This is a genomic window from Metabacillus rhizosphaerae (assembly GCF_037201795.1).
Lineage (GTDB): Bacteria > Bacillota > Bacilli > Bacillales > Bacillaceae > Metabacillus > Metabacillus rhizosphaerae.
The window spans coordinates 3502670-3516097 of sequence record NZ_CP147403.1; the positions used below are offsets into that span (position 1 = coordinate 3502670).

Genomic DNA, 13428 nt, shown 5'->3' on the forward strand with positions numbered 1-13428 from the left:
AGGGGGGCGGAATTCTTTTAGTGCAAAGCTTTTCAATCAAATTTTCTTAATTGTTCAAACATATATCAGTAAGTAAGCTCTTGAAAGGAGGCGTGAAGATGATTGTTGCTTTAGGATGCGACCATGCAGGTTTTCCGCTAAAAGCTGAAGTTATTGATCATTTGAAATCACTTGGAATAACCGTTATAGACTATGGTTGTCATTCAATAGAAGAAGTGGATTTTCCTGATATAACAAGATCTGTCTGCCAGTCAATTAAAAGTGGTGAGGCAGAGAGAGGGATAATGGTTTGTGGCACAGGGGTAGGCGCTAGCATTGCAGCAAACAAGTTTGTAGGAATAAGGGCTGCAGTATGCCATGATATTCATTCTGCCCATCAAAGTGTAGAACATGATGATGTAAATGTCATGTGTATTGGAGCTAAAATTGTAGGTCCTTGGTTAGCAAAGGATTTAATAAATGCATTTTTCAAGGCAGAATTCAGTACAGAGGAGCATTTCAGAAGGAGAGTTGGTAAGTTGCATCAATTAGAATTAGAGATTGCTAGAGAATTACAAAATAAACTTAGTCATAGCTAGAAATTTCTTCTTTAAATAGCTTGATACTAAACCAAAACATCCGGGGGGATTGTAATGAAGAAGAGGTCTAGTCGTCTATTCCTAATGATGGTAATTTCAGTACTTTTCTTATTTAGTGTTATTGCGTGTTCGAACAAACAATCAAATGGAGAGAAAGACAGTACAGACAATGGCAATTCAAATAGTAAAGAAAAAGTTGAAATAACTTTTTGGCACAACTGGGAAACTGGACCATCTGGAGAATCAATTGAAAAATCTGTACAAAAATTTAACGAAACTCATCCGGATATTGTAGTTAAACCAGTCTATGTAGCTCCAGATGGAGGGGATTCTGTTAGTTCAAAACTAGTTACTGCAGTTGCAGGTGGGAACCCACCAGATGTAATGCTTGCAAGTAGATATGGAATAGCTGAATATAAAGAAGCTCTTGAGCCAATTGGAGAGTTAGCAGCGAAAGATGGTATAACAGAAGATAATTTTTATAAATGGGCCTGGGGGGAAGCATCTTATGAAGGTGAGTTACTAGCACTTCCATATGATGGAACGGCAAGAGCTTTATTTTATAATAAGGAACATTTTAGGGAGGCTGGATTAGATCCTGAGAATCCACCAACTACTATTGAAGAATTAGAGATTGCAGCTGAAAAGTTAACGAAGAAAGAAAATGGAAAATATACTAGATTTGGTTTTATCCCTTGGTTCGGTGAAGGATGGTTATATTCATGGGGTTGGGCATTTGGTGGTGAGTTTGTTGATAATGATAATGTCGTTACGGCAAACGATCCTAAAATTGTCGATGCTCTTAAATGGGAAACGGACTTTGCTGAAAAGTTTGGAATTAAAGACGTAACGAGCTTTGTTAGCTCTGCGGGTACTAATGCTACGAATCCATTCTTTACAGGTCAATTATCCATGATGGTCACTGGAAACTGGATGCTCAGCCAAATTGAAGAATATGCTCCAGATTTAGACTATGGTGTCACTTATATTCCTACGCCTTCTGGAGAGGACTTCAATACGTTTGTAGGAGGGAGGGTGCTCCTAATTCCTAAAGGCGTGAAAAATCTAGATGCTTCTTGGGAATTTGTTAAATGGATGTGTGCTACCGAAGAAGGTCAAAGTTTTAAAAAGATTACTGGTGAATTTGCAGCAATGCCAGAGGTAAATGAAAAGTTATACGCTGATGATCCGAGTCAAGATATCTTCCTTGAAGTATTACCGAATGGTAAATATAGACCAGTAGTATTAGCAGGAAATATGATGTGGGATGAGTTGGCAAAGGCACCTGATTTAGTAATGAATAAGCAAGGTACTCCTCAAGAGATATTAGATGGAATAACAGAAAAAATTAATAAAGAAATAGAAAATAAGAAAGCACAATTAGAATAACTGAATAAAGGAGAAGGATATACTATTCTTCTCCTATTAAATAGGAAGGGAGGGGTTGTTATTGTCTCATCTTACAGAGGTTACTAATGTAAAAGCGAAAGCCAGTAAAAAAACGACTAGTATGGAAACTAGAATACGGCGAGCAGGCATTTTATTTGCTCTTCCATGGATTATTGGTTTATTAGCATTCTATGCATACCCTCTATTTAGCTCTATGTATTATAGTCTTACAAATTACAATGTCATTAGTCCATCTCAGTGGATTGGATTCGAAAATTACATCACACTTTTTAACGACGATCTATTTTGGAAAGGTCTCAAAAATACACTAGCTTATGCATTGATGCAAGTTCCGTTAGCCATTATGTTTGGGGTAACACTTGCAATGCTACTTAATTTGCCGGTATTCGGTCAGGGCTTTCTAAGGACAGTATTCTTTCTCCCGTCCTTATTACCTGTAATAGCTACTACAATATTATGGCAATGGTTATTAAATCCTCAATTCGGATTGGTTAATGCATTTCTTGAAAAAATTGGTATAACAGGGCCTGGGTGGTTAGGAGATACAACTTGGTCTAAACCGTCATTGGTCATTATGACGCTATGGGTATTAGGAAACTCTATCTTAATCTATTTAGCCGGACTTCAGGATATTTCCAAAGATTATTATGAGGCAGCAGATATTGATGGAGCTAATTGGTTGCAAAAAACATTCCATATTACGATTCCGTTATTAACACCAGTTATATTCTTTAATATGATCATGGGAGTTATTCATGCTCTGCAAGAATTCACATTACCTTATGCGCTTACCTATGGGACGGGGAACCCGGCAGAATCCCTTCTATTTTATTCGATGTACCTTTATAATAACGCCTTTTTGTATATGAAGATGGGCTATGCGTCTGCAATGGCTTGGATTTTGTTTGTAGTTGTAATGCTTATTACAGTGGTCCTACTAAAATCATCTGGTAAATGGGTATTTTACCAAGGTGACGATTGAGGTGATGAAGTGAAGACCAACTTGGTAAAAAGAATAGCTATTCCCATTCTTTTATTATTGGCGGCAGTAGGTTTTGCTCTCCCATTTATCTGGATGGTATCCACATCATTAAAAGCAGCAGACCAACTCTTCGTTCACCCTCCAGTTTGGATACCTAACCCAGTTAATTGGGAGAACTATGTGCATGCTGTGACTGAGATTGCATTTTTTACACAATTTAAGAATTCTCTGATCATCGCTACGATTTCTACTGTTGGCGTCATCATATCTTGTCCATTAGTTGGATATACATTTGCAAGATTAAAGTGGAAGGGGAGAGACACTTTATTTCTTATCACACTAGCAGTTATGATGATTCCTTTCCCTGTAACGATGGTTCCCTTATTTATTGTATGGTCAAAGCTTGGACTTGTTGGAACATTTATGCCTCTGATAATACCAGCATTCTTCGGTGTTCCTTTCTATATTTTTCTTATGAGGCAGTTTTTTAAACAATTACCTAGGGATTTAGAAGATGCAGCAAGAATAGATGGCTGTTCAGAATTTGGTATATATTTACGTATCATGTTGCCGCTATGCCAACCGGCGGTTTTAACTATTGCTTTATTTCAATTCATGGCATCATGGAATGACTTTTTAGGTCCACTTATTTACTTGAACGATGAAACAAAATATACATTACAACTAGGTTTACAACAATTTAGAACAGCTCAAGATACGGCATGGGGCCCATTGATGGCAGCCTCAGTATTAGTTGCTTTACCAATCATATTTCTTTATTTTATCGTTCAAAAAAGGTTCATACAGGGCATCACCTTTGGCGGTGTCAAAGGTTAATAACATAATAGATTAGGATAATAAGAAGGGTGGATATTAAATGACTTCAAATGTAACGTTAAGAGACAAATTTCTAGGATGTATTGCAGGTGCACATATTGGATCAGCAATGGGAGCTGCTGTTGAAGGCTGGTCATATCAAAAAATAGAGGAAACCTACGGAACTGTCGACCGACCATTATCATACGAACATTATAACAATGGGTGGAAGAGAGAGCCGGGTACGACTGAGGATGGCATTGAAAGACAAAAATTAATGATTACAGCTATCATTGAAAAACAAGACCGAGTAAATGCGGAAGATGTTAAAAACATGTGGATTAGAGATATAAAACCTATCTCAATCGGAATGGTCTCAGAACCTTTCGAAGCAACATTGTTAGCTATGGCGAAGAGTGGAATTCCTGCAAGAGATTTAGGAAAATATTGTGATTATGCAGGTTTAAACAGCTTTGCTCGTTCATGTCATCCAATAGGCTTAATAAATGCTGGAGATGTAAAAGGAGCTAAAGAGGATGTATTAGAGGTTGGTCAACTCTACCAGACTTCAAATAGCAGAGGCCTCAAATGGGCGACGGTAACAGCTGTATCAATTGCGGCAGCAACAACACCAAATGCTACTGTTGATAGTGTCATTGGAGCAATATATGATAACTGTGATCAAGACCTTGTTGTAAAAGAAATCGACAAAGGACTTAAACATACAGCAAATTGTACAGATTTTAGAGAATTACGCGTAGCTTTTGATGATATTTATAGTGGAAAAGGAACACCATATGCATTTGCTTCAGCAAATGAAGTTGTAACAAAAGGTATTAGTATCTTTAGAATGGTAAAAGGGAATTTAAAAGAAGCTATGATATCTGGTGTTAATTTGGGTAGAGATATTGATTGTATTACTGCAGTAGCTTCAGGGATTTCAGGCTCTCTGACTGGAGTTTCTTCTTTGCCAGAAGAATGGATTAAGCAAACGGACTATGCGACTAGTGTAAATATCTACACGAACTCGCAAAGAACAATTAAAGAAACGGCAGATGGATTATTTGATGCGTATCAGGCGAGACTTGCAAGAATGCAAAATTTTATTAAAGAAATGGCGAGTGTATAACTAAGAGAATTTCAATAAAATTCAAGTGCAGTCAGTGTTCTTAGTAATTTGCACGTTTTCACTAACATGTCAGAATACTTAGGATACGATTGGCTAATCCGGTATTAACAATAAACCTAATTTATTAAGATCTCTTCGAGTATGTAGAGATCTTTTTTTAAAACTTTTCACAACAAAGTAATAATCATAAAAATAGTAGGGAGAAAAGCGATACTTATGAGCGATAAAAAGTTTCATAGTACTACTCTCACTGTTTCCAAAGGAATGCATACTTTTTCATCATTATTTTTAATTCCAAATGATTAATGAACAAGTCTAAACATGTTCCTTCGAGGAGTGTCGGTACGACATTGACCACCGGTTTCTGAGTAAGAATAAAAAATTATTTTATCAACGTTTCTTACACACATAGTAAGGAACGTTTTTTAGTGTACCAGGTATATTCTAGGGATTGAATGTACCTATTGCACCTCGAACTGAAAAAAAGAATTGAAATTTAAGAGTATCACACAAGATTGAAAAAACACGAGATCGATTTAGTCGTTTTCAAGGGAAAACTGATCTACATTAATTAGTAGAGGTTTCAGAATATACGCGGTGAAATCAACCTTCCCTTTATTGGTAATCGGACACGATTCCAATTGTTTTTGCTTTTTTTGATTTTTAAAGAAAAAGTAGTTGACGATGGAAATAAAATTATGATATTATTAAAAATTTGATAAAAAATGACATATATGATAAACTTAAGAAGGTTACCATATATGGAGGTGGATTATTTGTTTCAAATTGGCGATAACATTGTTTATCCAATGCACGGAGCAGGTATAATTAAAGCCATAGAAGAAAAGGAAATATCAGGAGAAAAACAACAGTATTATGTCATAAAAATGTTAATCAGTAATATGCAAGTCATGATTCCTACGGTTAAAATATTGAGTTCAAGTATACGCCCAGTCACTGACATAATTGTATTAAAACACATCATACACACTTTTCAGCATGGAGAAACAGATAGATTACTGCCGTGGAAACAAAGGTATAAAGTGAACTCGGACAAAATAAAAACAGGGAAAATAAAAGAAGGTGCTGAAGTTGTACGTGATTTAATGCGTATGAAGAAAGAAAAAGCACTTAATACAAGCGAAAAAAAAATGTTGGATAACGCACATGAATTTTTGATTAGTGAACTGGGATTAATTAAAGGGATCACTGAAAATCAAATAAAAAGTTTCTATTAAGGTTAATTGTAGATAATGTATGACATATCCCGAAAATATCCTGAATTTTTTGGGAATATGATTATTATTAAATGTAAATCTTTTCAAAGACATTCAACTTCTTCAACTCACCCATAGAGAGCATTAACCTCTTTTGTTATTTCTACAATCTAATCCATTTTTATTATTTAAATTTCTTTTACGAACATTTGAAGTTTCATCAAATAACTCGATAAAATAGTCACTTGATTTTTGCAATCCTGATTCACACTGGCACGGACAAGGAGCCGTAAGGATGAAAGAGAGGTAGGGCTTTCATTGTTTTAGGTATACAATATATTATCTAAGTCATTATTTCTAGAAGAAAAAACAATCAATCTCACACCATCTTTAAGAATTTTTTACATCTACTGTGACAGTGAATAGTAATTGTTTATCTTCTTACGTAAAAGGATAAACGAATTGGTAACATCATATGGTCAACTACAAAAATGGTTTCCAGACCTGGAAACCATTTTTAATTTTATTTACATAATTTCTGTTCGTTTATTGAAAAATACATTTTGGCTGGTTAAATTCAACTTTTCCAATAAATGGTGGTACAGTTAACCTGTCCCCTTGTCCCCCTAGTCAATGAAGACTTGAGGGTGCTTAATTATGTTGCCGTGTTGGGGCTTCTTAATAAAAGATCTGATATAAAGTATGATCGTGTTTATGGCAGAACATTGCCTGCCGCACGATAGATTCCATACCATTCTTCGCGCGAAAGATGAACTTCGCTTGCCCTACAGCAATCTTTTAATCTGCTCTCGTTCATCGTACCGATAACTGGTTGCATGTTCGCGGGATGGCGCAATAGCCACGCGATCGCAATCGTAGTGTTGCTAACTTCATATTTGTCAGCGACTTCATTAATCTTTTGATTCAAATCCGGAAACTTGTCATTTCCAAGGAATACTCCTTCAAAGAATCCATATTGAAAAGGAGACCAGGGCTGAATCGTGATATCGTTTAGTCTGCAGTAATCTAGTATGCTACCATCTCTATTAATAGCAGAATCATTCTCCATGTTCACATTAAAACCATTTGAGATCATGTTTGCATTCGTAATACTTAATTGGAGCTGGTTTGCCACAATCGTTTGTTTGACTGATTTTTTAAGGAGTTCAATTTGTGTTGGATTTTGGTTGGAAACACCGAAATGACGCACTTTACCTGAACTCTCAAGAGTATCAAAAGCCTCTGCTACTTCTTCAGGCTCTACTAATGTATCTGGACGGTGTAGAAGAAGAACATCTAGGTAATCTGTATTCAATCGTTTAAGAATTCCGTCTACAGATTCTAAAATATGTTCTTTTGAAAAATCGAACATTCCTTGTCGTATACCACACTTTGATTGCAGGAAGATTTTTTCACGAATATTATCGTTCATGTGGATCGCATCAGTGAAAATCTCTTCACACTCTCCGGCACCGTAAATATCAGCATGGTCGAAGAAATTTGCACCTAAATCCAGCGCTGTTTGGACAAAGTGCTCAGCCTTGTTTTTTTCTAGTGAATTAATACGCATGCAGCCGACTGAAATGACCGGCACTTCTAATGTGCTGTTTCCAAGTTTTATTGTTCTCATGATTATATTCTCCTTATTTTTGTAATAGAGTACTTTGATTAGCGTCGGATACATACAGAGATAGGGGAGTCCTTACCTTTCATACTCTTTACAGCATGATTCGTTGAGTCGTTCAGCAGTTCCTGGTGTTTAAGTAAACGTTGGAGCTACAGCGTTTACATTGATACCTTGAGAAGACCCTTCTAACGCTAGCACACGTGTTAACTGGTTTACTCCGCCTTTTGTAGCGCAATAAACAGCATGATCTTTAATTCCAACATACTAACTTGCGAGCTTATATTGATCATTCTTCCGTATTCTTGCTTAAGTTAATTTAATAAAAGTTCATGCGTGGTGATAGATAGTATGAATTGTTCTAAATTTATTATAGTAAAATCGGTAAAATATTTAAAGTACTGAAGTTTTTTAAAGATACTTACAATAACTTTACTTACTATACAAAATGATAGATTTACAAATGAATAATTATTAATAATAATAATGCTCATTAATCAACTTAGTTATTGGACATCGTCCAAATCTGTTCCTAGAGTTTTCAACTTTAATAACAAATAAGTTAAAAAAACAACAGCTTGGTGTTGTAAATGTCAGAGCTTTTATAGGGGATTTATATAGTTACCTAAAGTAAAGCAGGTTACTTTTCTTATATGTAGTTAAAAACATTTTACTACTTTAAATGTTTAATTGTTCTATGTAAAATAAAAGAAAATATTCTATATATATTTTTATAAAAAGTTTTTTCCTTAATCTTTAGTTGATAGGATCACTAATAATCCTACTATCTAAAGATTTGGTTTTTCAGTATGAAAAGTTTAACCGGTTTAGCTTTAAAATCATAACCGTGGTACTTTGAAACCTAGAAAATCTCAGGTCGATGGTTAAGAGAGTCAGCGACTTAAGATTACGCTTAGAAAAGAAAGAAAGCGCTTAAAAAAATAAATCTCTAAGGAATTGATAATGAGTATCCAACAGATCACAGATCTCACAGTGTTAAATAATGGAGTGCATATGCCAAAGCTTGGTCTTGGTGTTTGGCAAGTAGAATCAGTTAACACAAAATAAAGTAAGGAGGATAATGAAATGAAAAAAATTGGCTTTATCGGATTAGGTACAATGGGCCTTCCAATGGCAGGACATTTATTAAACAACGACTATGAAGTTATTGCGTATAATCGCACGAGAAATAAAGCCGACTCCCTTGAAAAACAAGGAGCAATTATTGCATCTTCACCTGAAGAAGTTGCTAAAAAAAGCGAAATTGTTTTCACTATGCTAACTGCGGATCATGCAGTTGAAGAAGTTATTTTAGGTGAAAAAGGCATTATTAAAGGAGCACATGCCGGCTTAATTGTTGTCGATAGCAGTACAATATCGCCAAATACAAGTAAAAAAGTAGCAGAGAACCTTTTAAACGAGGGCATTGAAATGTTAGATGCACCTGTTACAGGTAGTGAACCTCAAGCAATTGAAGGTATTTTAACTTTTATGGTTGGTGGAAAGAAAGAAATTTATGAAAAATGTGAGCCTCTATTTTATGTGATGGGGAAACAAGCTTACTATATGGGGGAAAATGGTTTAGGTTCATATACGAAACTAGCTAATAATACGATGGGTGCTATTAATCTATTATCCTTTTCAGAAGCCATAACAATGGCAGCAAAATCTGGGGTTGATCCTGAGCTATTTATAAAAGTCGTCAGCGGCGGTGGTGCTAGAAGCGGGATGATGGATAATAAAGGCCCGAAAGTATTAAATAGAGATTTCTCACCTCATTTTATGACTGATCTTATTTATAAAGATCTAGGATTAGCAGCAGATGTTGCAAAAGAACTTGAACTACCTACCCCTGTTTTATCCTTAGTAAAAGAAATGTTTCAAATGGCAAGAGCTAAAGGATATGGGGGCGAAGATATGAGTGCAGTAATAAAATTGTATGAAGAATTAGCAGGAATCGAAGTAAAAAAGAATTAAAGCCTTGTAAAAGGAATGATCTCTACTAATCGTTAAAAACTCTACAACCGGTAATTATCGGTTGTTCTCAGTCTTATCTCAAGAAATATAATCATCTTTTAGTAATTCATTTTTTTCTCTAGGATCAATATTTGCAAAATAAACAAAATTCATGACAGGAGTGTTTCAAAATGAAATATCGTCGTTTAGGTAATAGTGGGTTAAAAGTTAGTGAAATTGGACTTGGTAGCTGGCTAACATATGGAGAAACGGTAGGGAACCAAAACGCTATTGATTGTATTCATCAGGCTTATGAGCTTGGTATTAATTTTTTTGATACCGCAAACGCATACAATCGAGGCGAAGCTGAAAAAGTGGTTGGTGAAGCCCTTAAATCTTATTCTAGAGAAAGCTATGTGCTTGCAACAAAAGTGTTTTTTCCTATGGGAGATGGTCCGAATGATCGAGGCCTTTCACGAAAGCACATCATGGAGCAATGCAATGCAAGCTTAAAACGATTAGGTGTTGATTATCTTGATCTTTATCAATGTCATCGATTTGATGAAGAAACACCAACAGAAGAAACATTACGTGCATTAGATGATTTAGTTCAGCAAGGAAAAATCTTATACTATGGTGTTAGTGAATGGACTGCAGCACAGATTACGGATGCTGTACATATAACAAAAGAAAAAAATCTACGACCACTCGTTTCAAATCAACCAATCTATAACATGCTTGTACGCTATATCGAAAAAGAAGTTTTACCGGTTTCTGAAAAAGAAGGGATTGGACAAGTTGTCTTTTCACCTTTAGCCCAAGGAATTCTTACAGGTAAATATAAACCAAGTCAAGTGATCCCTTCCAACACTCGTGCAGCCAATGACAACATCAATCGTTGGATTAAAAGCTACTTAAATGATGATGTTTTAGAACGAGTTGCCCGCTTGGAAGGAATTGCAAATGATTTAGGAATTAAATTATCCCAATTAGCCGTTGCTTGGATCTTAAGACAGCCTGGTGTTAGCTCGGCAATTGTCGGAGCAAGCCGCCCGGAACAGGTAACTGAAAATGTGAAAGCCTCTGAAGTTGAGCTTTCTAATGATGTATTGACTGAAATTGAATCTATTTTAAAAGAAATTGATGGATTTGTACCTATTTGGTAAAAGGGTGAACGAACTGGCATTCATTCCAGTTTGTGCCATCTTTTTGAAAAAAAATTAGGTTTTACATTAACTATTATAATAGGAGTGATGAATCAATGGAATATCGTTATCTAGGGAAAACGGGTTTACAAGTAAGTGAGCTTTGTCTTGGAACGATGACATTAGGTCGTGAAACGAGTGAAAAAGATAGTTTCAGCATTTTAGACCGTTATGTTGAAGAAGGCGGAAATTTTATTGATACTGCCGATGTCTATACTCGTGGTGTTTCTGAAGAAATCGTCGGTAAGTGGTTAAAGGACCAAAATCGTGATGACTATGTTGTTGCAACAAAGGTTCGTTTCCCTATGGGTGAAGGACCGAATGATGTTGGTCTGAGCAGAAAACATATTATCTCCGGTGTTAAAGAAAGCCTACGACGCATTGGAACCGATTATATCGATCTTTATCAGGTTCACGCATGGGATCCTCGAACCCCTTTAGAAGAAACGTTAAGCACATTAAATGATCTTGTTCGTGAAGGCCTTGTACGTTACATTGGAGCAAGTAACTTTAAAGGCTGGCAACTTCAAAAAGCAATAGATTTAAGTAAACAAAAAGGTTGGGAACAGTTTGTTTGCCTACAACCTCAATACAATTTGCTATGTCGGGCTACCGAATACGAATTAATTGATGTTTGTGAAAATGAAGGATTGGGGGTCATCCCATGGAGTCCGCTTCGCGGAGGTTGGTTAAGCGGGAAGTTTACACGTGACATGGTTAAGCCACCAGAAAATTCTCGAATATCTGTTGCTGAAGAAAAAGGTTATAGTGAGACATGGGATAAGTATAATAACGATTATACATGGAATTTGTTAGATACGTTATATAGTGTTGCAGAAGAAGCGGGTAAGACTCCGGCTCAGGCAGCAATCAACTGGCTTCTAAACAGTAGAGGGGTTACGGCCCCAATTATCGGTGCACGTACAATGGAACAGCTTGAAGCTAACTTAGGTTCTGCTGGATGGTCTTTAACAAATGATCAACTAGAACGTTTAAATAAAGCGAGTGAATTGTTTGTTAGCTATCCTTATGATATCGATGCAATAAATCAGCGCACTAAAGGCAGAGAGTAAAGGGACGTGGGATAGGTTTGATCTTCCCCAAAAAAATTAGACATTTATATTAAGGCTAATACTGGGCATGAGTTCGATATTCAACTGGACTCATGCCATTTAATTGTGTAATTCCTTCTTCTTCTTGTAGTGTACTTTGATATTATGTCATTTTGTAATGCCAACCCTGATCTGAATGAAGAATAGGGTTGTCTTCTTCTTTTAGGTGTTTAATTGCCATATCTAACATTCTGTGATTACAGGTATGGCAGTTATGGCGTTAAGAATTTATATCGTGTACGATTTGATGGAGAAGAGCTGTTTAAGCAGCTCTTTTTCTTAGTACATTAAATACTTCAGAAACAACCCCTGTAATTTTTGGATAAGAGTGCGTTTCTGTTCGATTGTTTTTCTATCTAATACTTTTATTGTGATAAATGGCATAACTGGCTTCTACTTATTAGATGGAATGCTGAATGACGGGAAACTGTCATGTTCCGTGTGGAGTGATTGGCTTTTTTCCTTTCAAGGTTTAATGATTTTAATAGTGTTGCAAATTTAGTATTGTCCATAATGTCTTTTAAAGACAAAAAGTATCCCACCCTTTAGCGTTGGAGAGCAATAGGTCAGTGTATGCGATTTGCTACTGAGTCAATCAAAAATAAGTGGTATCATAATAATATGAGGAGGGTATGTGAATGGATACGATAATTTTTGACGTCGATGATACACTATATGATCAAGCACAATCTTTTCATAAAACGGTAAGGAAGCTGTTTCAAGAGCCATTTTCAAACGAAGAAATTGATCAATTATATAAAGCTAGTCGAAAGTATAGTGAAATTATATTTGATCAAAGTGAAGCGGGGGAATTATCAAAATTTGAATGGCAGACAGGACGAATTATAGCTGCATGTAAAGACTTTAATATTCCTATGGATACTGAAAAAGCAGCTATTTTTCATGAAATGTATGTTGCCGAACAAAAAAACATTACATTGTTTCCGGAAGTTGAAGAACTACTAAATGCACTTTACAAAGAAGGAAAACAGCTTGGGATTCTTACCAATGGTGAGGAAAAACATCAAGCAATGAAAATAAAGCAGCTCGGCCTTACTCACTGGATTCCTGCAGAAAGGACCTTTATTTCTGGAACGATTGGTCATGCAAAACCGAAAAGAGAAGTGTTTGATTTTATTGAAGAGAAAATGGATCTTGACCAAACCAAAACGGTTTATATTGGGGACAATTTTGAAAAAGATATTATCGGAGCAAAACAAGCAGGCTGGCATGCGGTCTGGATGAATCATCGAAAGAAAAATTCACCACCCAATGCTACCTATAAACCAGATAATGAAGTACATAGTGCCAAAGAATTATTGGATTTATTTGTAAAAAAACTTAAGCCGTTGTGTTAGTAATCAGGGATTGTATAATTCTGATTCTTAATTTTTAGTTT

Annotated in this window: 12 protein-coding genes; 10 read left to right on the forward strand and 2 right to left on the reverse strand. The window is 35.8% G+C overall.

Translation table 11 applies throughout. The features are described 5' to 3' along the window. The first annotated feature begins 98 nt into the window (after positions 1-98). From rpiB to WCV66_RS17125, 6 genes are all read left to right on the forward strand, one after another. Positions 99-578: a ribose 5-phosphate isomerase B gene (gene rpiB, locus WCV66_RS17100; RefSeq protein WP_338786232.1), complete on the forward strand. Its 480-nt coding sequence runs from the start codon at positions 99-101 to the stop codon at positions 576-578. A 54-nt stretch (positions 579-632) separates the two neighbouring features. Beyond that, positions 633-1967, forward strand: a complete 1335-nt coding sequence (locus tag WCV66_RS17105; protein WP_338786233.1) for an ABC transporter substrate-binding protein — start codon at positions 633-635, stop codon at positions 1965-1967. 61 nt (positions 1968-2028) lie between these two features. Further along, complete coding sequence (locus WCV66_RS17110) at positions 2029-2970, forward strand: sugar ABC transporter permease (RefSeq protein WP_338786235.1); 942 nt, start codon at positions 2029-2031, stop codon at positions 2968-2970. Positions 2971-2979: 9 nt separating this feature from the next. Next, positions 2980-3807 (forward strand): carbohydrate ABC transporter permease, encoded by an 828-nt coding sequence (locus WCV66_RS17115; protein WP_066332879.1) that lies wholly within the window; start codon positions 2980-2982, stop codon positions 3805-3807. A 40-nt stretch (positions 3808-3847) separates the two neighbouring features. Further along, positions 3848-4915, forward strand: coding sequence for an ADP-ribosylglycohydrolase family protein (locus WCV66_RS17120; RefSeq protein WP_066332875.1), 1068 nt, complete (start codon positions 3848-3850; stop codon positions 4913-4915). A 761-nt stretch (positions 4916-5676) separates the two neighbouring features. Continuing rightward, positions 5677-6153: a CarD family transcriptional regulator gene (locus WCV66_RS17125; protein WP_338786236.1), complete on the forward strand. Its 477-nt coding sequence runs from the start codon at positions 5677-5679 to the stop codon at positions 6151-6153. A 691-nt stretch (positions 6154-6844) separates the two neighbouring features. Here the strand turns inward: WCV66_RS17125 and WCV66_RS17130 are convergent. After that, positions 6845-7762 (reverse strand): aldo/keto reductase, encoded by a 918-nt coding sequence (locus WCV66_RS17130; RefSeq protein ID WP_338786237.1) that lies wholly within the window; start codon positions 7760-7762, stop codon positions 6845-6847. A 129-nt stretch (positions 7763-7891) separates the two neighbouring features. Continuing rightward, positions 7892-8014 (reverse strand): SDR family NAD(P)-dependent oxidoreductase, encoded by a 123-nt coding sequence (locus WCV66_RS17135; protein WP_338789475.1) that lies wholly within the window; start codon positions 8012-8014, stop codon positions 7892-7894. Between the two features lie 828 nt (positions 8015-8842). On the opposite strand from WCV66_RS17135, the gene WCV66_RS17140 reads away from it, so the two are divergent. From WCV66_RS17140 to WCV66_RS17155, 4 genes are all read left to right on the forward strand, one after another. After that, the gene (locus tag WCV66_RS17140) at positions 8843-9733 is read left to right on the forward strand and encodes an NAD(P)-dependent oxidoreductase (protein ID WP_338786238.1); all 891 of its coding nucleotides are present in this window, start codon (positions 8843-8845) and stop codon (positions 9731-9733) included. 170 nt (positions 9734-9903) lie between these two features. After that, positions 9904-10878: an aldo/keto reductase family protein gene (locus tag WCV66_RS17145; RefSeq protein ID WP_338786239.1), complete on the forward strand. Its 975-nt coding sequence runs from the start codon at positions 9904-9906 to the stop codon at positions 10876-10878. A 95-nt stretch (positions 10879-10973) separates the two neighbouring features. Then, the gene (locus WCV66_RS17150) at positions 10974-11990 is read left to right on the forward strand and encodes an aldo/keto reductase (RefSeq protein WP_338786240.1); all 1017 of its coding nucleotides are present in this window, start codon (positions 10974-10976) and stop codon (positions 11988-11990) included. Between the two features lie 677 nt (positions 11991-12667). Continuing rightward, a complete protein-coding gene (locus tag WCV66_RS17155) occupies positions 12668-13387 on the forward strand; it encodes an HAD family hydrolase (RefSeq protein ID WP_338786241.1) in 720 nt (239 codons plus the stop codon). Positions 13388-13428 lie beyond the last annotated feature (41 nt).

What these genes read in the sequence shown, in the direction of transcription:
- rpiB (WP_338786232.1), top strand. Translation starts at nt 99, where the DNA reads ATGATTGTTGCTTTAGGATGCGACCATGCAGGTTTTCCGCTAAAAGCT.
- WCV66_RS17105 (WP_338786233.1), top strand. Translation starts at nt 633, where the DNA reads ATGAAGAAGAGGTCTAGTCGTCTATTCCTAATGATGGTAATTTCAGTA.
- WCV66_RS17120 (WP_066332875.1), top strand. Translation starts at nt 3,848, where the DNA reads ATGACTTCAAATGTAACGTTAAGAGACAAATTTCTAGGATGTATTGCA.
- WCV66_RS17125 (WP_338786236.1), top strand. Translation starts at nt 5,677, where the DNA reads ATGGAGGTGGATTATTTGTTTCAAATTGGCGATAACATTGTTTATCCA.
- WCV66_RS17130 (WP_338786237.1), bottom strand. Translation starts at nt 7,762, where the DNA reads ATGAGAACAATAAAACTTGGAAACAGCACATTAGAAGTGCCGGTCATT.
- WCV66_RS17140 (WP_338786238.1), top strand. Translation starts at nt 8,843, where the DNA reads ATGAAAAAAATTGGCTTTATCGGATTAGGTACAATGGGCCTTCCAATG.
- WCV66_RS17145 (WP_338786239.1), top strand. Translation starts at nt 9,904, where the DNA reads ATGAAATATCGTCGTTTAGGTAATAGTGGGTTAAAAGTTAGTGAAATT.
- WCV66_RS17150 (WP_338786240.1), top strand. Translation starts at nt 10,974, where the DNA reads ATGGAATATCGTTATCTAGGGAAAACGGGTTTACAAGTAAGTGAGCTT.
- WCV66_RS17155 (WP_338786241.1), top strand. Translation starts at nt 12,668, where the DNA reads ATGGATACGATAATTTTTGACGTCGATGATACACTATATGATCAAGCA.